21 protein-coding genes are annotated in these 20068 nt (G+C 41.2%); 12 read left to right on the forward strand and 9 right to left on the reverse strand.

Features of this window, described 5'->3' with window-relative positions:
* The first annotated feature begins 115 nt into the window (after positions 1 to 115).
* Complete coding sequence (gene rsgA / locus I6N90_RS16845) at positions 116 to 1201, forward strand: ribosome small subunit-dependent GTPase A (RefSeq protein WP_197936793.1); 1086 nt, start codon at positions 116 to 118, stop codon at positions 1199 to 1201.
* A gap of 76 nt (positions 1202 to 1277) precedes the next feature.
* Here rsgA and I6N90_RS16850 read toward each other — a convergent pair whose 3' ends face one another.
* Positions 1278 to 1916, reverse strand: a complete 639-nt coding sequence (locus I6N90_RS16850; RefSeq protein WP_197936794.1) for an NADPH-dependent F420 reductase — start codon at positions 1914 to 1916, stop codon at positions 1278 to 1280.
* A gap of 128 nt (positions 1917 to 2044) precedes the next feature.
* On the opposite strand from I6N90_RS16850, the gene I6N90_RS16855 reads away from it, so the two are divergent.
* Complete coding sequence (locus I6N90_RS16855) at positions 2045 to 2374, forward strand: winged helix-turn-helix transcriptional regulator (protein ID WP_197936795.1); 330 nt, start codon at positions 2045 to 2047, stop codon at positions 2372 to 2374.
* Here I6N90_RS16855 and I6N90_RS16860 read toward each other — a convergent pair.
* Positions 2369 to 3127 (reverse strand): alpha/beta fold hydrolase, encoded by a 759-nt coding sequence (locus tag I6N90_RS16860; RefSeq protein ID WP_197936796.1) that lies wholly within the window; start codon positions 3125 to 3127, stop codon positions 2369 to 2371. The two genes, I6N90_RS16855 and I6N90_RS16860, sit on opposite strands and share 6 nt — an antisense overlap.
* A 212-nt stretch (positions 3128 to 3339) precedes the next feature.
* Between I6N90_RS16860 and I6N90_RS16865 the strand changes: the two genes are divergently transcribed.
* Both I6N90_RS16865 and I6N90_RS16870 read left to right on the forward strand, forming a co-directional pair.
* Positions 3340 to 4065 carry a response regulator transcription factor gene (locus I6N90_RS16865; protein WP_197936797.1) on the forward strand — a complete coding sequence of 242 codons (726 nt, stop codon included), beginning with the start codon at positions 3340 to 3342 and terminating at the stop codon, positions 4063 to 4065.
* Entirely contained in the window at positions 4055 to 5770 is a 1716-nt protein-coding gene (locus tag I6N90_RS16870) for a sensor histidine kinase (RefSeq protein ID WP_197936798.1), read from the forward strand. Before I6N90_RS16865 ends, I6N90_RS16870 begins: the two co-directional genes overlap by 11 nt.
* A gap of 211 nt (positions 5771 to 5981) precedes the next feature.
* On the opposite strand, the gene I6N90_RS16875 is transcribed toward I6N90_RS16870, so the two are convergent.
* Positions 5982 to 6368, reverse strand: coding sequence for a hypothetical protein (locus I6N90_RS16875; protein ID WP_232243068.1), 387 nt, complete (start codon positions 6366 to 6368; stop codon positions 5982 to 5984).
* A 193-nt stretch (positions 6369 to 6561) separates the two neighbouring features.
* On the opposite strand from I6N90_RS16875, the gene I6N90_RS16880 reads away from it, so the two are divergent.
* Positions 6562 to 7146, forward strand: a complete 585-nt coding sequence (locus tag I6N90_RS16880) for a Crp/Fnr family transcriptional regulator (protein ID WP_197936799.1) — start codon at positions 6562 to 6564, stop codon at positions 7144 to 7146.
* A 22-nt stretch (positions 7147 to 7168) separates the two neighbouring features.
* Here I6N90_RS16880 and I6N90_RS16885 read toward each other — a convergent pair whose 3' ends face one another.
* On the reverse strand, positions 7169 to 7888 hold the full coding sequence (locus tag I6N90_RS16885) for a DUF4386 domain-containing protein (protein WP_197936800.1): 720 nt from the start codon (positions 7886 to 7888) through the stop codon (positions 7169 to 7171).
* Positions 7889 to 8113: 225 nt separating this feature from the next.
* Here I6N90_RS16885 and I6N90_RS16890 point away from each other — a divergent pair, with 225 nt between their 5' ends.
* The 4 genes from I6N90_RS16890 to I6N90_RS16905 all read left to right on the forward strand — a co-directional run bounded on the left by I6N90_RS16890 (position 8114) and on the right by I6N90_RS16905 (position 10373).
* On the forward strand, positions 8114 to 8512 hold the full coding sequence (locus I6N90_RS16890; protein WP_197936801.1) for a VOC family protein: 399 nt from the start codon (positions 8114 to 8116) through the stop codon (positions 8510 to 8512).
* A 244-nt stretch (positions 8513 to 8756) separates the two neighbouring features.
* Positions 8757 to 9182 (forward strand): DMT family transporter, encoded by a 426-nt coding sequence (locus tag I6N90_RS16895; RefSeq protein WP_197936802.1) that lies wholly within the window; start codon positions 8757 to 8759, stop codon positions 9180 to 9182.
* Between the two features lie 34 nt (positions 9183 to 9216).
* The gene (locus I6N90_RS16900) at positions 9217 to 9933 is read left to right on the forward strand and encodes a Crp/Fnr family transcriptional regulator (RefSeq protein ID WP_197936803.1); all 717 of its coding nucleotides are present in this window, start codon (positions 9217 to 9219) and stop codon (positions 9931 to 9933) included.
* Entirely contained in the window at positions 9930 to 10373 is a 444-nt protein-coding gene (locus tag I6N90_RS16905; protein WP_197936804.1) for a DMT family transporter, read from the forward strand. The genes I6N90_RS16900 and I6N90_RS16905 overlap by 4 nt, the downstream gene beginning before the upstream one ends.
* A 97-nt stretch (positions 10374 to 10470) precedes the next feature.
* Here I6N90_RS16905 and I6N90_RS16910 read toward each other — a convergent pair whose 3' ends face one another.
* Positions 10471 to 11016: a guanylate kinase gene (locus I6N90_RS16910; protein WP_197936805.1), complete on the reverse strand. Its 546-nt coding sequence runs from the start codon at positions 11014 to 11016 to the stop codon at positions 10471 to 10473.
* Positions 11017 to 11131: 115 nt separating this feature from the next.
* On the opposite strand from I6N90_RS16910, the gene I6N90_RS16915 reads away from it, so the two are divergent.
* The gene (locus I6N90_RS16915) at positions 11132 to 12436 is read left to right on the forward strand and encodes an anti-phage deoxyguanosine triphosphatase (protein ID WP_197936806.1); all 1305 of its coding nucleotides are present in this window, start codon (positions 11132 to 11134) and stop codon (positions 12434 to 12436) included.
* A 116-nt stretch (positions 12437 to 12552) separates the two neighbouring features.
* Here the strand turns inward: I6N90_RS16915 and I6N90_RS16920 are convergent, their stop codons facing one another.
* Positions 12553 to 13566 carry a hypothetical protein gene (locus I6N90_RS16920; RefSeq protein WP_197936807.1) on the reverse strand — a complete coding sequence of 338 codons (1014 nt, stop codon included), beginning with the start codon at positions 13564 to 13566 and terminating at the stop codon, positions 12553 to 12555.
* Between the two features lie 254 nt (positions 13567 to 13820).
* Here I6N90_RS16920 and I6N90_RS16925 point away from each other — a divergent pair, with 254 nt between their 5' ends.
* Complete coding sequence (locus I6N90_RS16925) at positions 13821 to 14648, forward strand: alpha/beta fold hydrolase (RefSeq protein WP_232243120.1); 828 nt, start codon at positions 13821 to 13823, stop codon at positions 14646 to 14648.
* A gap of 90 nt (positions 14649 to 14738) precedes the next feature.
* On the opposite strand, the gene I6N90_RS16930 is transcribed toward I6N90_RS16925, so the two are convergent.
* Positions 14739 to 15083: a hypothetical protein gene (locus I6N90_RS16930; RefSeq protein ID WP_197936809.1), complete on the reverse strand. Its 345-nt coding sequence runs from the start codon at positions 15081 to 15083 to the stop codon at positions 14739 to 14741.
* Positions 15084 to 15406: 323 nt separating this feature from the next.
* Here I6N90_RS16930 and I6N90_RS16935 point away from each other — a divergent pair, with 323 nt between their 5' ends.
* The gene (locus tag I6N90_RS16935; protein WP_197936810.1) at positions 15407 to 16222 is read left to right on the forward strand and encodes a GNAT family N-acetyltransferase; all 816 of its coding nucleotides are present in this window, start codon (positions 15407 to 15409) and stop codon (positions 16220 to 16222) included.
* A 17-nt stretch (positions 16223 to 16239) separates the two neighbouring features.
* On the opposite strand, the gene I6N90_RS16940 is transcribed toward I6N90_RS16935, so the two are convergent.
* Both I6N90_RS16940 and I6N90_RS16945 read right to left on the reverse strand, forming a co-directional pair.
* A complete protein-coding gene (locus tag I6N90_RS16940; protein ID WP_232243069.1) occupies positions 16240 to 16713 on the reverse strand; it encodes a GNAT family N-acetyltransferase in 474 nt (157 codons plus the stop codon).
* A gap of 32 nt (positions 16714 to 16745) precedes the next feature.
* Positions 16746 to 19874: an ATP-binding protein gene (locus I6N90_RS16945; RefSeq protein WP_197937182.1), complete on the reverse strand. Its 3129-nt coding sequence runs from the start codon at positions 19872 to 19874 to the stop codon at positions 16746 to 16748.
* Positions 19875 to 20068 lie beyond the last annotated feature (194 nt).

The raw sequence follows: 20068 nt of genomic DNA on the forward strand, positions 1-20068 counted from the left end.
CGCAGAAATCCTCCTTTAAAGCGAACAATGTTTTCGTTTCCCAAATGAGGATTTAACTGTGACTGGTCTTGGCGTTATAGCCAAATGTATTAGCCAATTACAGGGGGAATCCACAGTGAATCAACAAACAACTAATTCTGTATTACAATCGTTAGGCTGGAATGAGTATTTTTCTAAGTCATTTGCAACTTACGCTGAACAAGGCTACCAAGCTGGAAGAATCACATTGGAGCATAAACGGATATATCGTCTGCTTAGTGAACATGGTGAGCTTTTAGCTGAAGTAACAGGTAAACTACGGTTTGAAGCGACGGGTCGAGAGGATTTTCCTGCTGTTGGAGACTGGGTGGTCATAAAACCTCGTCCAGAGGAACAAAAAGCTTCGATTCACGCCATACTTCCACGGAAGAGCAAGTTTTCTCGCAAATTGGCGGGAGACACGGTGGAAGAGCAAATTGTTGCAGCGAATGTAGATACTGTATTTTTAGTGAATGCCTTAAATAATGACTTTAATATACGCAGGATGGAACGATATTTGATTCTTGCATGGGAAAGTGGCGCTACGCCGGTAATTGTGCTCAGCAAAGCTGACTTATGCGACGATTTGGAAGCACGTATGGCAGAGGTAGAATCAATTGCAATCGGTGTCCCTATTCATGTAGTCAGTGCCGCACAAGGAGAAGGGTTAGATCAGCTCGAACATTACTTGGGTGTAGGCAATACTATCGCGCTTATAGGATCATCGGGCGTAGGAAAATCTACTTTAATTAACACCTTAAGCGGAACTGACATGCTGCGAGTTAATGCTGCACGTGATGGAGATGATCGTGGTCGTCATACGACGACGCATCGTGAGCTCGTTCAATTACCGAGTGGTGCTCTCATGATCGATACACCTGGTATGAGAGAATTGCAATTATTGGATGCCGATGAAGGTTTTCATGGTGCATTCGACGATGTGGACTCGATTGTGGAGTCATGCCGATTCAATGACTGTAAGCACCAGAAAGAGCCTGGTTGTGCCGTTCGTACAGCATTAGCCGACGGCTCATTGGAACAGGCTCGTTTTGACAGTTATCTCAAGCTCCAACGTGAGATGGCCTATGTAGCTCGCAAAGAGAATGAAAGACTGGCGGCCAATGAAAAAGCAAAGTGGAAAAAGATTAGTATGGAGTTAAGACAACGAAAACCGAAAAGATAAGTGAGTGCGAAGAGAGCCTAAGAAGCGATTCTAGGGCTCTTTTTTTGATTTTTCATTAGGAGAGCGTTCCTTTAAACTAGATTGTTAAAAGGGAAAATGATGAAGCGGTTACCTTACGCTGTATTTCGCTGATAACACATGCAACCATAATTGATTCTTGTAGACGGCTCTGACGGATGTCCCCTAAGTCAATAATATCGCTCCATCCAAGATGGTTAAGCACCATTTCAACCTGCTTTTTTGAGTGATTGTCATTGCCTGACACAAACATAGTTGGTGTACCATCTTCGAAGCTAGGGCGAACCATTACCTTGTCGCTAACCGTATTGAGAGTTTTCACAACGTGACTAAGCGGTAATAATTGCTGAACAGTTTCGCCCGCAGACGTGGTTTCGTATAGTAAACGGGGACCGTTGCTAAACGTAACAGCATTAGTTACATCAATGACGATTTTGTTCTTCATGTACTGGTGATCGATCGTTTCGAGAACGTCTTCCACACATGACCATGGAAGCGCCAAGATGATGATATCACCAAACCGAATAACCTTGTTAAATGAAACGATGTCACCATTAGAATCGACCTCTTGTTTCCACGTATAATGCTTCGAATGAAGCGGGTCACGGCTACTTATTAAAGTAGGATAACCAGCTTGAATCAAACCTTTCCCTAACGTTTTTCCAACATTACCTGATCCGATAATGCCAATATTCATAACTTCCTCTCCCTTCTTAGAGAGATTTTATGTGCTATTCGCAAAATCAACAAGAAGGCACTTATTAGTATCCAACATGAACAATGTGATTAGTCGTATAATGTTGTTAAAAACGCTGAGGTGAGTGAATGACTGTCAAAGCAAACGATTGTCCTGTAGAGCTAGTGTTTTCTCTCTTAAGTGGAAAATGGAAAATTTCAATCTATCGGCATCTCTACAATAATGAATCTGTTCGATATGGAGGGCTGAAACGTCATATTCCTTCCATCACCAAAAAAATGCTGACCGAACAGCTTCGAGAGCTTGAATCGGACGGCATAATCCAGAGAAAAATATATGATGAAATTCCGCCCAAAGTGGAATATTCGTTAACGGAGCATGGCCGTTCCATGATTGTATTTCTAGATATGATGAGTGAGTGGGGCATCAAGCACATCTATTCAGAAACATCGCTATGAATAATGCACCATTTGAATACATTCTTGAACCGCTTGGACTACTATCGCTGGTTCTGTTAATTGCGGAAAGTGCCCGCTGTTATAAGCTATAATGTGTTTGCTTTTACTGCTAAGTCTCACGAAATCGAGCTGGTTGTCTTTGCGAATTCGAAAGATTGGGTCGGGCATCATTGGCGGCTTCTTGCCCCCAGAGACAACAAACAATGGGATATTAGGGAATGGTCCAGCCTCTGCAATTTGATGTACGGTGTCTTCTACAAAGCCCGTTTCATTCCATTTACGACTAGGAAATAAAGAGTCAAATAGCTTAAAACCTCGATTGATACTGCGAACGAATAAACCTTGTGTCTTATTGATAGCAACGTCTAATGGATGGCTGGCATCAAGAAGCACGACACCCGAAATTTCGTTTCTGTATTGCCTTGCATATAAATTGGCATATAGTCCTCCGAGAGAGTGCCCTACGAGAATATAAGGAGGTTTGATGTTCAGTTCCTTCAATAATTGTCTTAGTGAGCCGAGTATAGCATCTCCGTGTTGTGGTCTTGTCGGTTTATCACTTCTACCTATACCTAATCGGTTATAAGCTATAACAGTCGTGTGTTCTGCAATCTCATTAAACACTTTGAACCAACCTTCAATAGGACCGCTACCTCCATTAATAAGGACAACAGCGGGTGTACCTTTTCCTGATAAGGCATACTCAACATTACCGCTATCCGTTCGGATGATTTGCTTAGCAATAGGTTTCATAATTGCACCTCTTTATGAGTGGATTTTTCCTTCGATCATCGGATAAATCCATTATATCGATCTAGTATTACGAAGCATCCAACTAAAGATTAATTCCATATAAATTATTCCCTATGCAGGAGGAGAAAGTTAATCTTCCTGTAATGTTCAATTACTGTCGTCCAAATCCTTCCATGATATAATAGACCCATCTTTTACTGAGGTGATCAGGAATGAATGATGCCAACATCTTAATTGTTGACGATGAACGTGCTATTGTGAAGATGATGATCATTATGCTTCGCAAAGAACATTTTTCTAATATAGATACTGTATTCAATGGAGAAGAAGCACTAGTGGCATGCGAGCGCAAAAGGTATGATCTGATACTGCTTGACGTCACGATGCCCGGTTTAAGCGGCTTTGACATTTGCCCGTTAATCCGTAGGACTACAGATGCCCCGATTATGTTTATAACGGCGCGGGATTCAGACTTCGATAAACTATCGGGATTTGCCGTGGGTGGAGACGATTACATAACAAAACCATTTAATCCTCTTGAGGTCGTTGCACGTATGAAGGCACAACTGCGTCGTTATATGCGTGTAAAAGTGATAGATCAGCATACTGCGCGCAGCTATGATTTTGGTCGCTTCCAAGTAGACGAATCGGAAGCAACGCTGACTGTGGAAGGGCGCATCTCGCATTGTCCGGCGTTAGTTTTTCAATTGCTCTTATTTTTTTGTAAACATCCCAATCGAGTATTTAGTAAGGGCGAGTTGTATCAACGGGTTTGGAGTGAAGAGGCATATTATGAAGATAATACTGTCGTTGTTCATATCCATCGTATTCGAGAAAGAATTGAAGCCGACCCTTCGAGACCTAAGTATCTAGTCAATGTAAGAGGAATAGGGTATAAGTTGATTCTTCCGAAGACGGAGGATAGAGATGATTCGTAAACGGCTGACAGTACGATTTGTATGGCAACTGGTCATGTCTGGAGCCATTCTCGCTGTTGTTGCGATCGCCATTGTGACTTGGATGCTCGGGAAGTTTGCAGAGATAGAAATGAATAGGAATTTTGCCCCGCTGGGGATATCACAACTAATCGCTGAAGCGACAATTGATGCGCAAGGGTTAATCGTTGATCCGAAGTTGCTGCAACGGCTGCAGGAAGACGGCGGCTGGTTACAAAGTCTCGATGGGAACGGGAGTGTACTACAATCTTTTAATGCTCCGGACGATTTGCCCACACATTATATTCCGGGGAAGCTAATGGATTATTGGATAGGCAGCGAGCCGTTTCCTTATAAGCTTGGGATGTGGATACAAGAGAAGGACGGACATTTATATACACTACTTTATGGCGCTCGGTCGCAGACAGAAGATTTGTTAAGGGACGTTATGGCTGATGGCCAAATACAAAACGACATGATTTCATTTTCCGCTCATGTATTGTCCCAGATAGACAAAGCAGGCAGCTCGATTCAGGTGTTAGATTCCAAAGGGGTAGAAATAGCTGCTTGGAGAAAGCCTATCGATGCTCCAAAATCTTATTCGTTGCAGGAACTCGCGATGGGCTCTAATGACCAAGTGAAAAATGGTATGAGGATGGACACACGATATGATGATTCTACTGGGCTAACATGGGTGTATCACTATAGAGTAAACGACGGATCGGAGACACAATTAGTTGGTGTTCCGATCATCAACACTGAAGCAGAGGTAATTATTATCGGAATTGCAACGTTCTTAATTTTGGCTTTCCTTGTTTTTGTATCATTGTCTTTATGGTACGCCAACTGGTTCGTAGCTCCGATTATTCATATTCTCGGATGGATTCAAAGACTAGGGAAAGGTGATTATACTAAAGGTACAGAGAAGCGCAATCACCGTATATTTATCGAAGTGATGGAATCGATACATACTCTAGCAGCAACACTTCAAGCGGCAAGGGATGCCGAAGCACTCGCTCAGAAAAATCGTGCAGCGTGGATCGCTGGAGTTACTCATGACATGAAGACACCGTTATCTTCTATTAAGGGGTACGCACATATGTTGGAAGCAGAGAACTACAGTTGGTCAGAAGACGAGGTACGGGAGTTTGCGTCAACGATACTTGAAAAGTCAGCGTACATCGATAAACTAAACAGTGATCTGGCATTAACGTTCAGACTTAAGAGCGGGGATATTCCTGTCAAAATGGAGCTTAAAGATATCGGGATGTTATTACCCGAATCGATAAGAAGTGCCACTTCTCATCCGATGTATGAAAGTGAACGAGTTCGATATTCGATTCCGTCCACTCCTATTATGGCGATGGTCTATTCGCCTTGGTTTGACCGTATTGTTGATAATCTTATAGCCAACGCGTTTATTCATAATTCGGAAGGGACTAGAATAGATATTGAATTGTCCAAGCTTCCGGAGAATGGATGGCGCATTGATTTCAGCGATGATGGGCGAGGGATGAACGAACAGACAATCAAACAATTGTTCGAACGTTATTATCGGGGAACGGACACCGAAAGCGCAGTGGAAGGCAGTGGTCTTGGAATGGCTGTCACTAAGGAGTTGGTTCAAGCAATGGGAGGCCGCATTAAGGTCAATTCGAGGCTAGGTAAAGGAACGATGATTAGTATCATCTGGGATGCTTCACGCTGATTGGCTCGTCGGATATAAGCAACGAAAATCGAAGACATAAGAAATATGAAAGAGCCCTAGTGAACGGGGCTCTTTTTGTTAGTGGGATTCAGTCGGTGTGACTTAACATTAGAGGTGCAACAATAGTTCTATGGACTTCTGTTTGATTTAATATAAGCCCCGTACTTGTCCAGATTTAAGGATCAATTAGTGCTAATTGTTATACAATTAGCTATTTGTGTTTTTCCAAGTTTAGTTTTTCATCTTCAGTTGTTTCTTCATGTGCTGAAGCTGATTTTAGGATACTGTTTATCACTTCGCTGTCTCTTACCTTTATCCCTTGTTGCCCGCCTAATTCATCATTCTCTTTTCCCGCTATTCCACTTCTTCCATTTCCATCTGCAAATTGCGACTTATTATTTGCCGTTTCACTATGATTATTAGCGTTTTGTCCCCCTTGATTGGCATTCATGCCAACATTTCTATTGATCTGTCCTCCGCCCTCTGCTCTTTGTTCAATCTGGACATGTGTACCTCCGATCGTGATGTTGTAGACAAAATTAAAGTTAATACTAATAGTAAAATTCTCTTTATTGTCAGCATTTGAATGTGACGACATAGGACTCTCCTCCTTTCCTTTGAATACAATACATATATTCACAACGATTAGGAATTGATTAGACAAGCTAATAAATAGCAGCCAATTTATTGCGCATCGTTATCATGCAAAGAAAAATGTTGACGTTGGTGATGCTGTAATACACCATTAATGTTGTATTGATTTCAACGGAGTTAGTCGAATGGGGTGACCTATGAAAAGTATATTGTTTAAATACATGACTGCATTTACATCACTTAATGACGAGGAAAAACAGGCTATCGTTGACGATATCCTTGTTGAAGAATACAAAAAGGGAATGGTACTCCTTAGACAAGGAGACATCCCCACGACTTGTTATTTTGTGCTAAAGGGTTGCATAAGGCAGTATTCGATTGATGAAGCGGGGAAAGAAGTTACAACGGGTTTCATTACAGAAGAACAAGCGGTATCGATCTATAATCGTCATGGTCAAAATAAGCCATCGGGATACACGTTAACGTGTATAGAAGACTGCACGTTAGTTGTTGGTGACTTTAATGCCGAAGAGGGCATGTTTCGCAAACATTCAGAGCTAGAGACGATGATTCGCAAGATGGTTGAAGAAAATTTAGGTGAGATACAAGATGAATGGACTGCGTTTATCGCATCAACACCTACAGAACGGTACAAGTCGCTTTTGCGAAAGAGGCCTCATCTTATTCATCGTGTACCTCAACATCAATTGGCAAGTTATCTTGGGATGACGCCGGAGTCATTAAGTAGAATTAAGAAGCGGGTCAATATCAGTGATCTTTAACGTTTTTTTAAAAATAGAGCGCTCATGTACGTTTAGGCCGTTTTCCTCCCCTTAGTAGCAACCAGATCCCAAATCCAAGTTCCCCCGCAATCATCGGGATCGTAAATATATAATTAACAATACCAATTACCTCGGCGTAGTGTGAAAGAAATGTTTTGCCCAAGTGAACGGTGACATAGCCGAAGGAAGCAAGCAACAATAAGATGCTGATCACTTTAGGAATGTAGTCTGACTTGAAAGCCACATAGCCCACAATGAACAGATGTCCACCGAAAACAACCAAACCAATTGACCAAATCGATTCGAATGCTGTAAGGAATAACATTATAAGGGACTGCGTTTGTTCTACAGTAAATGAAGATAAACCAGCTGTGTCTCGTGTGAGCAGCAATACAATTAATAAATTCAAAATGGCAATTGCCAATATAGCAGAGTAGACTAGTCGAAGCCATGCACCAAGTACGGAAAGGTTTTTATGAATGGGTGCTAGAAATACATAAAACGCCCACGCGACAACAATGTCAGCAATCAAAATGATGACCCAACCGAAGATAGCACCTTTGAAAAGAGTGTTTGATGAGACAATGTTATTAAATGTGGCGCTGGCATCGCCTTGGACAACAAGGCTTTCATGAACAAATCCATAACAAAAAAACGCAGCAAGTGTCATGATAATAAGTGAAATGCCTGCAGCTAGAGCAGACTTTCGCTCTATTGATCTTTCTTTTACTGAAGTAGCCATAACTATAGTAGCCTCCTGCATGAAGTAGTTTCTTTTCATTGTAAAGAGGAGGAGCAGGCTGGTCATTGACTTAAATCAAGAAAGGCTTTCGTAATTATTTTTTAATTTTTATTTGAGCGTGTCGATTTTGTTGTCTTGCATTCGTTGTCATTATATAAGCCGGATTACGGAGCGGATCAATCGCCTGCAATGCTGGCACAATCCAACCTTGAGAGGAAGATTTTAATGAATGCAAAATTAACACCGTACATTATTTCGACAGACGCTAAGAGGCAAGCCGAGTTTTACATCCAAGCTTTGGGTGGTGAAGTTAAATCTTTGATGACACATGGACAATTGCCTGGCGCAGCAGAGGAAATCAAAGACAAAGTGATGCATATGGTGCTGTCAGTAGCTGGAGGAAACGTGTTATTCCTGTCCGATGCCTTTACTCCCGTTGGCAAAGAGGGAAGTCTTGCGTTTGGGCTGGCTTTCGATGATGTAGAAACAGCACGCCAAGCGTACGCTAACCTTGCGGAAGGTGGCACGCAAATTTATCCGCTTGATCTTCAGCCATGGGGGGCTCATTACGGTGAAGTAGTGGACATATTCGGGATCAAATGGATGATTGTGCAACAAGGATAATCGTATATGGAATAGCGTCAAGAGAAGAAGGTCATCCCAAAGAGGATGGCCTTTTTGTTTTGCCGCGTGCGAAGAGTTACTTAACGGGTAGACTATAATGTACCAATGGTCTACAGTTTACCGTTAACATGCTATATTAGCTCTTCTACAATTGATCATATAAAATGGGACATATGTCCTTTCCTCATTCATTGAATAGGTGTTAACTAAAAGAATGAGTTCTAGATGAGGGGGAAAGCAAAAGATGAAAGGCTTTATTTACGCAGTTTTGGGAGGGTTATTCCTGACATTGCAGAGTGTAGCAAATGCGGCCATCGGAGAGAGTATCGGATCGTGGCAAGCAGCTACGCTTACCCAAGGTACTGGATTTATTGCAGCACTAATGATCGTTTTGGTCGTACGAGATAAGTCTTGGCGGGAGCTCAAGCAGGTAAAGCTAGTGTATAAGTTTGGCGGTGCTTTTGCTGCTGTCATCTTGTTTAGCAATATAACAGCCTTTCATATAAATGGTGCTGCTCTGACTGTATCGGCTCTTCTCATTGCTCAAATTACTGTTACCTTAGCTATGGAGAAGCTCGGCTGGTTCGGCACGGACAAGCTTCAGCTCCGTCCTTCGCAATGGGCAGGTCTTGGGTTAATGGTTGTTGGCATCCTATGTTTAACTTTCTAAAAGTTGCAGCTCCGTATGGGAGGAAACGTTAGTTATGAAAGAAATAATGGATATCGAACGGGTCAATGGCTACTTACGACAGTTTGATTTGGAACATTTATTTTCGGAGCCGCTACGAAAGCATCTGGCTTTATATCAGTTTGAACCGGATGAGACGCTTTGTTTGCAAGGTGAGGAACCGCAGTTTCTGTTCTTTCTTGTTAGTGGCAAGGTGAAGGTGTTTACGACATCAACAGAAGGAAGGACACTTCTAATTAACTTTACAACTCCACTTGGCATTATTGGAGAAATCGAATGTTTGCGTGACAGGGTTAATTTAAATACGGTAAAGGCGGTATCCCCTGTAGAGACGATTGGCATTCATAAACGTTGGCTTAGCCAGTATGGAGTAGAAGCGCCATTTCTACGGTTTTTGCTTGATATGGTGACGGATAAGTTTTATACAAAATCGCTTGCTCTTAGCTCTAACCTTCTCAATTCAGTAGAGGTAAGGCTTGCTAGTTATCTACTTTCCGTCTCATTCGATGATGAAAAAGAATCGTATTCAAGTGTGCGTATATCGAGTATTAAAGATACGGCGAATTTGATCGGAACGAGTTATCGGCATTTGAATAGGGTGCTTCGAAGCTTTAGTTCGGCAGGACTTGTAGAGCGAAGAAAAGGAATACTCGTTGTCATAGACAGGAAAGGGCTAACTGAAGTGGCTGGCCGGAATATTTATGAAAGTAGCGAAAGGAGGAAAGGGTTATGATTATGGGCATCATGATGGCGCTCTTAGCAGGTGCTCTTATAAGTGTTCAAACGATGTTTAATAATAAAGTGAAAGAGGTTGTTAGTTCTGAGACTACAACTGCGCTCGTATTAGGTATGGGGTTTATAGCTTCTTTCGGTATGGGTGTACTGTTTGAAGGAGCGGGCTTCTTTTCGTTTGGACCTATGGAGCCTTGGTTCTGGTTTAGCGGCTTGATCGGGATTGGTGTTGTAACCTGCGTTGTAAATGGAGTGAAGATTATGGGACCAAGCAATGCGATATTAATCGTTATGGCATCGCAGCTTCTTATATCGCTGTGGTGGGATTCCTTAGGCTGGTTCGGGCTAGAGACAGTTCCACTTACATTTCAAAAGGTTCTAGGTGTCGTTGCGCTGCTTGGTGGATTGATTTTATTCAAGAGGGCGCCGAAAAAGGCATAATAGTTTGAAGAAGAACCCGCTCATGGAGCGGGTTCTTTCTCATTCATGAACGACATAATAGATGCAATGTGGATATCCGATTGGATGATGAAACCTTTTACAATATCTCGTATATTTTATTTAAGGTGTCTTTAATATTGGTGTCATCGTTATTCCAAATAACATAGTCAGCATGAGCTTGATAGCTGGGCGATAACTCATCCGTTAATGCTTTATTGAGTCTCCAGTTCATTTCGGACTCGGGGCTATTTCTATCGTGCAATCTTCTGGTAATACTTTCAATGTTTGCCCCAATATAAACGGATACGATATTAGTGAATTGTTCTTTTAATGATTGAACTCCTCTAAGATCCATAATGATATGACCAGCAGAGTTGCCTCTAATTATTTCTTCAACACTACTTTTTAGCGTGCCGTACCATTCATTATTGTACTCCGTCCATTCTACAAACATTTGTTGCTCCATATAGGTTTCAAATGTTTTTCGATCTAGAAAGTGATAATGTACACCATCTTTTTCATATTCCCTTGGTTGTCTTGTAGTAGCCGTAATGATTTTCGGGAAATTCATTGCTGACAGATTTTTTTGAATTTCTGATTTCCCAGCAGCGGAGGGACCGAAAAGAACGATTATTTTCCCCATAAACATCTTCCTTACTATTTTTTTCTGTATTTACAAATGGAACTTTGAAGGTATTATACTAAAACTTTTACAAGTAGTATAATATTGCCAACAAGAAAAAGAGGGGCTGTTTGACTTGTATTTAATTAATTCTACTAATCCATTTTACTCAGAATTCGATACGCTTAGGAAGGAAAATCTATCAAGTGCAAAAGAAAGAGTATCTATTCGAGACAATTTCGAAAGAGACTTTGGCAGAATTGTTCATTCATCGGCATTCAGACGATTACAATCAAAAACACAGGTAATCGGAACGGGAGAAGGAGACTTCCATAGGACTCGATTAACACATTCTTTAGAAGTGTCCCAAATAGCAAGGGGAATAGCCACTACATTAAATTTTACTGACAACATACTTAAAGAGGAAAACAAAATAGATATTTCTTTAATTGAAGCAGCGGCACTAGCACATGATCTAGGTCATCCTCCTTTCGGGCATCAAGGTGAGAAGGCGTTGCATAAAAGTATGAGCAAATTTAACTTAGGATTTGAAGGGAATGCACATACATTTAGGTTGTTAACAAATCTAGAAGGGTCAAAAGGCAGTGGCCTCGATTTAACACGCGCAACGTTGTTATCTATATTAAAATATCCAGCCACTATTGATAGGCTCAATAACGAGATGATTGTGACTAAACCTCCCAAAACGAGTGTGTTTAAGGAAGATGAAGTTGCTTTCGAGTGGCTTCTAGATCCATTTTCTCTGGAAGAAAAAGAGTATATCACAAGTATTTCTGAAGGTATTGAAAATAAACATAAAAAAACACTAACGAAAACATTAGAGTGTTCCATAATCGAATTAGCTGATGATATTGCTTATGCAACTCATGATTTTCAAGACGCTGTAAAACTTAATTTAATTCGGTTTGATGATGTAATGGACATATTGCGGTGCTATAAGGACACTGTTTCTAGCAGAATAGTAGTCGCCTATACAAAGGTTTTGAGTGATACGTTAAATGATGAAAGATCAAAAATAAAAGATTTGTTTGCAGATTTAATATCAGCATTTATAGCGGACATTAGACTTAGCGAACGTAACGATTTCCCTTCAAATCGGTTGAGGTATGTTGCTCAATTATCTGAAGGAAATTTAGCTTTATTAAACGGATTAAAAAAGTTAGTTGAAGAAAAGGTAATATTAACACAAAGAGTCCAAACCATTGAATGGAGAGGAGGATTTGTAATTAGCAATTTATTTAATGCAATGTTTCATAATGAGTTGTTATTGCCAGAAGACGATAGGAAAAATTGGAGTAACAATGATGAAAAAAACGCACGAATAGTCTGTGACTACTTAGCAGGCATGACAGACTCTTTTGCGTTAAAAATGTATTCAAGATTGTTTGAATCATCAAATGGTCGCTTATTCGACATATAGTTACAATAAGATTTAACATTTAGGGAGTAAAAAGATGATCCAACCAAAAAGGAACCGATAACCGTATGTAGTAAATCGGTTCCTCGCTCAGATGGTATTAAAAGCTAAAGAAACGGTCACCTACTGCTATCAACTTGCTCAATAGTAACCCCGAAATCTTTAAATCGTTGGATGGCTGCATGGGGTGAGACAAGCGTCTCAGGCAGATATAAACCACCTTTAGCAGCAGGTTGACCGTCCAAACCTAAAATTCGTTCAATAGAAACTAATACTCCAAGCCCCGTAAGATGTGCCTGACCATGTGGATCAGAGATGATGACTCTTCGTTGTACCGCCTCGCCACTTTTTAGAACACCTTCAATGTCGATGTAAACATCATGGGATGAAATGCCAACAGCTTTTGTGCCGATAGACTCGCCTTGAACGTAATCCCAACGTACGTTACTCGCTTGCGTAATCCCTGCCAAACTAGGTATATCAAGCAGAGGTACCGGATAACCATCCAAAAGATCATCCCCAATTGTAACTTTACGAAGGTTCTTATTCGATTCAAACCACTTCCATTTCCCATCTGACCGTAGTAGTACACGATCCAGCAATCCACCAGAGTTATCGAAATCACTTGCATTCATAGGACCAATAGGGTCAAGAGGATCATAAAGAGCAGCGATTGCAATCGAATGAATGGACTGAAAATCTTGGGATGCTTTCTTAGAGACGATTGTATTAACCCCACCATCCGAATGTCCGAGTAGCACAATTGGCTGTTTCGGAGGTGACTGGAGAGCAGCGAATGTGATAGCTCCTACGTCATCAGCTAATTTTGTAATACCGATATGTGCACTATTATGTGCGATAGCCGCATGGAGGAGGTTATCCGCAGGATCTTGAAGTGCTGCGACGATGAGATCTATCTTTCCAACATCACTAAGCGTAGGAGAGACGTCATTGATATCAAGAAAGACCGATCGGGAATTACTGAGCTCTTGCGCCAACTCCGCACCCTTTTCCGGGTTTCTTCCAGCGACAATAATTTCGACTTCCTTGTTTATCGCTCTAACATGTCTAGCTATATTGCTCCCTATAAGCCCATATCCGCCTGCAATAAGAATGCGTGAATGTGATTTCATGTCTAATGCCTCCTCTTGTTCTCGTGAGAACCGTTAAAGTATTTATAGGTGTAGTATGTAGCATGAATTGTAAAAAAGTAAGAACGCACTTTTTTGTACTATAAGCACCTAAAAGTACCGTAGATACCAAAAGGGGCCTGTAACTTCCAAATAGTTATCATTTTTTGATAAAATAAATGAAAAGATAAATAGCGAAATGAGGGTGTCTTGTGGGATCTATCTTTAAGAGCAAAATAGCCGAAGAACATTACTATATGTGCTACGAAAAAAGTTTAGATAAATTTGGGGTAAAAGGGACATCGTGTTATATAGCGACCTCGCTTGGGGATACGCATATACTACGCTTCGGTGATCCCAACAAGAAACCGTTGATCCTTTTTCATGGCATGACAATGAGTAGCACGATGTGGTTTCCCAATATGAAAGAACTGGTTCAGGAACGCTGTGTTTACGCAGTTGATGTAATGGGGGATTTCGGTAAAAGCAAACCTACCGTTGCTATAAAAAATCGGAAGATGGCTAACCAGTGGATGATTGAGGTTTTGGACGGACTGGAACTCGGCAAGGTGGATCTTGGTGGTCACTCGATGGGCGGTTTCTTATCTTTGAATTTTGCACTTGGTTATCCAGAACGAGTGTCATCATTAGTTCTTTATGCACCAGCTGGCACTTTTCATAAAATCAGCTATAAGTTTTTCATAAAGATATATCCGGCATTATTATTTCATACAGAGTCGTGGATCGATAGGGCTTTTATGTGGTTCTCAGGCAAGGGGGAGCCGCTCGATCCCATATTCCGCACACAAGTTATAGCGGGTTATCAACATGCGAAGCCGCTATTACAGTTGATGCCATCGGTATTTCAAGATGAGGAATTCCGACAGTTTCAAGTTCCTACCTTGCTCTTAATCGGAGATAAAGAAGTCATATACCCTGCCGAAAAGGCAATAGCTAATGCTAAACGAATCATTCCAAATATTGAATCCCATTTAATCGCAGGGGCAAGCCACTCCCTAACAATGGAGAATGCTGATGAGGTGAATGCTTTAACCATTCCTTTTTTGAAAAGGGTACAAATCTAAGCAGGAATGGATCATACATATTCATCGGGTCAGCAAACGAATCCCTTTTCACATAAGAGGGCTTCGTTATTGCTTGTCATCTATATCCGTTTAACTAGAAATAATTTTGTAAGGGTAGTCCCCCAGTATAAGTTCTCCTTTTATTATATCCCCTTCAATTTCAACTTCCGTCTTGTAGATAGCGCCTTTTAAATTGGATCCAAACCAAGTTCTGTTATAAACAGACAATATAAATAAGCCATCTTCGTCCCCGATTGCAGCGAATGTTTCATAACTATCTTTGTATTCATCAATTGCGAAGTGTGAGGTAATTCGTTTCTGTGCAGCAGGAACATCATGGACAACAAGGCCTATTTCACTAATGTTAATCAGGTTTTCACTGCTGAATGGGGCATTAGTTGAATGGTTTAAGTTGTGTCTAGCTATAAACTCCAAAATATTTCCATCGGGGTCATCGAAATAGATTGAGGTGGAGTTCCACGATTTTGAATAGGTTTGATAGCTATTATCTGGGAGTTCGTTTATTGAAACTCCCTTTTTATTTACAGAGTATTCAGATTATTGTATAGTTTAATCTAATTTCATACTTTCATTTGTGAGAAAGAGGACAAGTAGCTCGTGATTAGGGCATCATTGTTCGATGATGGCAGAGAGGGTGTATGTTTGTACACTAATCAGGGTGGTAACACGGAGTTTACTTCGTCCCTAATGGGTCGGAGTTTTTTTTGCATTCAAAACATGAGTCGAGGAGGAGTAATATGTTGCAAAAGGTTGATGTGAACGACACCGCGTTAAATCAGAGTAAGTTTATGACAGATGAGGTTCAATACAATTTGATTCATCTTATTTGTGGATCGGGTACTTCAAGATGCTTAAAAACAGTAGATGACAAGTTAATATTCGCCCAATCAGAGGGCCATAATGGTTGGCTTTGGCTAAATCATGATATAGCCGAGGATAGGAAGGACATTCTCTTGCACGAACTCGTAGACGCCATCGAAGGAACTGGGTTACCTGGCGTATCTGGCGATCCTAGTGTAGTAGAGCGTTTTGTAAAGATATATGCTGAGAAATATAATTTTCACTCCCATCCTCACATGGCGATGGAATCCTATTATTGCCCTGAAGTAAAGAAGCCATTGGATGTACGGGGAACAATGCGTCAAGCAACAAGAGGTGATGTAGCGATTGTAGCTGATTTTCTAGCTGGTTTCTCAGAAGGAGCATACGGGGTGACGGTTGATCCAGCTAGTCAAATTCCGGCATCTGAGTGGTATATCGATAATGGTGGTTTATATTTATGGATCGTAAATGAGGAGCCTGTATCCATGGCGAATATCGCTCACCGCTCACCAAGACATGCAAGAATCAATGCAGTATATACTCCGTCAGCATTCCGCAAAAGAGGTTATGCCAGTGCAGTCGTGGCAGAACTATGTTGGATACTACAATTTGAGGGTTTAGTAGCGATGTTGTATGCAGATTTGAAAAATCCAGACTCCAATAAAGTCTATCAAAACATTGGGTTTGTAAAGAGCGGAAAAATTGCTGATATTAAGTTTAAGGCACAATGATATATACTCTATTTTATTTATATTTCCAAAGCGAGATTCATTGACACAAACTGAATCTCTTGATCGTCTACCTTACTCATAAAATAGACGTTTTTCCTAAACCCGACCCGCTCATATACTTTAATAGCCCTTTCATTAAAAGCGGCAACTACTAACTGTAAATGTCGAATCTTTAAGTTTGTATCCAAGAACCGAATGGCATGCGTCAAAAATGCTAGCCCGTTACCCCTGCCAGTACGATCAGGGCTCAGTCCTAATCCGATATCTATCTGCTCGTTGTTTGTGTAAATATCAGCTACATACCCGCCTGGAACGCGTGCTGTGTTACCGATACATATGTAACCAATAAGTACATTCTCCTTGTCCAAAGCGTAATAGTACGTTTCTTCCATTAATTCTTGAATACTTTCATCACTGCTATCCATACTGTACATGGAATAGGGATGATCATATTTCCAAGAGCAAATAATTGTGGCATATTTTTTGGTCATTGGTTGAAAAGAATAAGTAGACATAGCTATCATCACAACCCTTCAGCTTTATTGGGAATAACAAATGAAACGGTGGTTCCTTCATCAGGCGTACTAGCGATAGATAGGCCTTGTCCGTAGAGCTGAATCAATCGTCGGTTCGTATTAGAGATGCCGATGCCGCCTTTACTTGGCATTCCTCGGCCGAGCAGCTCAAGGGCTGTATTTTGATCCATACCTTTTCCATTGTCTTTGACTTCAACGAGCGCGGAACTATCGTTACGTGTAATCCGAATATGAACTGTGCCGCCTTTATATTGGCTAAGAAGGCCATGTTTAACCGCATTTTCGACTAGCGGCTGAATCGAAAGCGGAGGGAGAAAGAGATTGAAGCCGCGATCAACTTCCCATACGATAGACAGCCTTTCCTCGAATCGCTCTTTTTCAATATACAAGTAGGCTTCAACAAGTTTTAGTTCATGAGACAGCTCCACAAGTTCCCCTGTATTCAGAAAATCAAAGCTGATTCGTAAATATGAGGCAAAAGCTTCGCCCAGCTTAAGCATCTTATCCGTATCAATATCGCTAAGCGCCATAATAGAGTTAAGCGTATTAAATAAGAAGTGTGGATGAATTTGCGCCTGTAAGTAAGCAGCCTCAATCCGCAACCGTTCACTTACAGATTGTTTAAGTGAGATTAGTGCCCTAATTCGATATTTTAGCTCAAGAGCGTCTACTGGTTTCGTTACATAATCGTTTGCTCCAGATGAAAATCCGGTGTAAATATCAGCAGGTTGACTACGCGCGGTTAACAGCAGTACGGGTAGCTCTGATACGGAATAATGCTCTCGTATGTTCTGTGTTAATTCATACCCTGATATGGATGGCATCATGACATCGGCAATGAGCAAATCCCACTGTTTTATACGGAGTAACTCGAGCACCTCGCCAGCGGAAGTGACAGTAGTGATGTTGTATGGCTCTGTCGAAAGAATCCCAACAAGTACAGATAAATTGACAGGATCATCATCCACAGCAAGGATATTCATCTTCACAGTTTTCAAAAGCGGAGGGATAGGCTCGGAAGTAGTGACGTCATCCATATTGGTAACCGGAGAGCTACTTTCATTATGTGCAAATTTAATCTCGTCCGCTAGCTGGAGCTGCGGATATTGGTTTTGTGGTGATAGGATATTCGACTTATTTGCTAACGAAAGCTCAAAGCTAAAGACGGAGCCTTCGCCTTCTTTGGAGCGTACAGTTAACGTACCGCCATGCAATTCGACTAACTGCTTGCAAATACTTAAACCAAGCCCGATCCCTCTTCCATCACTTATTCCATAAGAACCTTGTTCATAAGGAAAAAACACTCTCGCCTGTGTTTTCTCATCCATGCCTACGCCAGTGTCGGTAACATGAATAATGGCCGTTCCATTCCTAGTTTCAGCAGAAACGGTTATGGTACCTTGAGCCGTATACTTGAGCGCATTATGCAATAAATTGTACAGAACTTGCACGAGCCTCTTTTCATCAGCCATTACGGGAGGCATCGACTCCGCAATAGTCATCGTAAGTTTAATCGGTTTACCTTCAATCATAAACTTCAGCATGCTGATTACGCCGGGAACAATCGATTGAATGTGCAAAGGTTCTGGCTGCAGCACAATGCGGTGTTCCTGTAGACGGGCAACATCGAGAAGATCGCCAAGCATATGAGACATGCGGCGACTTATTGTAATAAGCAACTCCATTTCCTTGAGACTGCTTGGGCTTAGCTTTCCTTGTTCTTTGGTAACAACGGTTTGAGCGATATTCATAATGCCATGTAGCGGTGTTCTTAACTCATGTGACGTATTGGCTAGAAACTGATCTTTTAGTTTGTCAGCTTTTTTGAGCTGCGCGCTAAGTCGTGTGTTTTCTAGGGCATTGCGGAAGTACTTTTTGAACCAATAAGTAGAGAAGCCGATAATGGCTGCAATAATATCGATTGGATAATAAACGGTCGTAATACTATAGGCAGACTCCGCAATGCTCCATAGCAAGTTTGATATAATACCTGCTGCTGTAAGTAGTAAGAAAGTGACGTCTTTATCGGTTTGTTTCTTGAAGATCATCGTTCCAACGATATAAATAAACCAGATAAACGGAATGAAGTAGATGATAAGGAAGATCCTCAAATCGACAAAAACATTTACCCATGCAGGTGGTACCACTACTAAAAATCCAGACAAGCATACAAGTGCAGCGATATACACTCCGAGCCATGCGTTCTTTCTAGGAGCCGAAGAAAACCTTCTGAATAATAAAAGAATTAAAAGGTTTTGCCAAAGGAGAGAGATTAATCGTATTTTAATTGCCCACTCATAGTTGATTGGTAGCCACAATAAAAGCAAGTTATCATGGCCAATCAGAATTGCAATTCCGATAGTCAACGTTAACAAACTCATTATTAATAATGATCGTTCTTGGCGATTGAAAAGGTAGAGTATATAAGCGTACAAGCCGTGAAGCAACAAAATAATAAACGTAACGAGCTGAAACCCAATAGAGTACCATCGTACATCGTCAATGGAGGCTAAAGAACCAAAACGAATGGAGCGGGTAATCCCGCCGTTTAAAGGTTCATCGAAGTTAGTCACACGAATAAGTATCTCCATCTCTGTTGTTCCTGCTACAGAGTAGGTCGCTGTGTAAGACGTATTTTTAGGTGTGTAGTCACTAGCGGTTGTAGCAAGTTTCCCTATTTTGCTCAGTATCATTCCATTCACTTCTACTTCGGATGCAGCTTGCAAGCCCTGAAGCCACAACGCCACAGGCTGTTTCAGTGGATCGACTAGAATGCGTAGTCTATACGTTCCGTATCCGTACGAAGTACCGGATTCCGCATCGAGCACATTTCCCCAATCTCCTGGAACGTTAATCGGATGGGGAGTGTTTTTCTCTGTTTGTAAATCGCTATATGAAATGAACTGCTTAGGGTAAAATCCCCACTGTCCGTCCAAATAAAAAGAGGGCGATGACTCCAAATCAATACCGCGCATGTCGAGTAAACCATTAACAGGACGATGGTTATCAGATGTAGAAAAAAGTTCAGACCATGTCCATCTCAGGCCAAGAAGAATACTAAAAAACACGATCATTATGGCTATATTTCTTAGGGTGGGTTTATTCATTATTCGCATCATACGATGAAGTTCGACAATAATAGCGCACATACCTTCTAACCATTAGTAACAAGAGCGGAGATAATTCCATATGTTGTCATGGGGCACTCGTTTGAATGGGCGAATTTCACAAAGGGGCTATTTGATCACCTTAGACCTGTTCATCATGTCGACGGCAGAGTCTTCAGTCGTCACAACTATCTATTAAGCGG

Source organism: Paenibacillus sp. GSMTC-2017 (assembly GCF_016019935.1).
In the GTDB taxonomy this organism is placed as follows: domain Bacteria; phylum Bacillota; class Bacilli; order Paenibacillales; family Paenibacillaceae; genus Pristimantibacillus.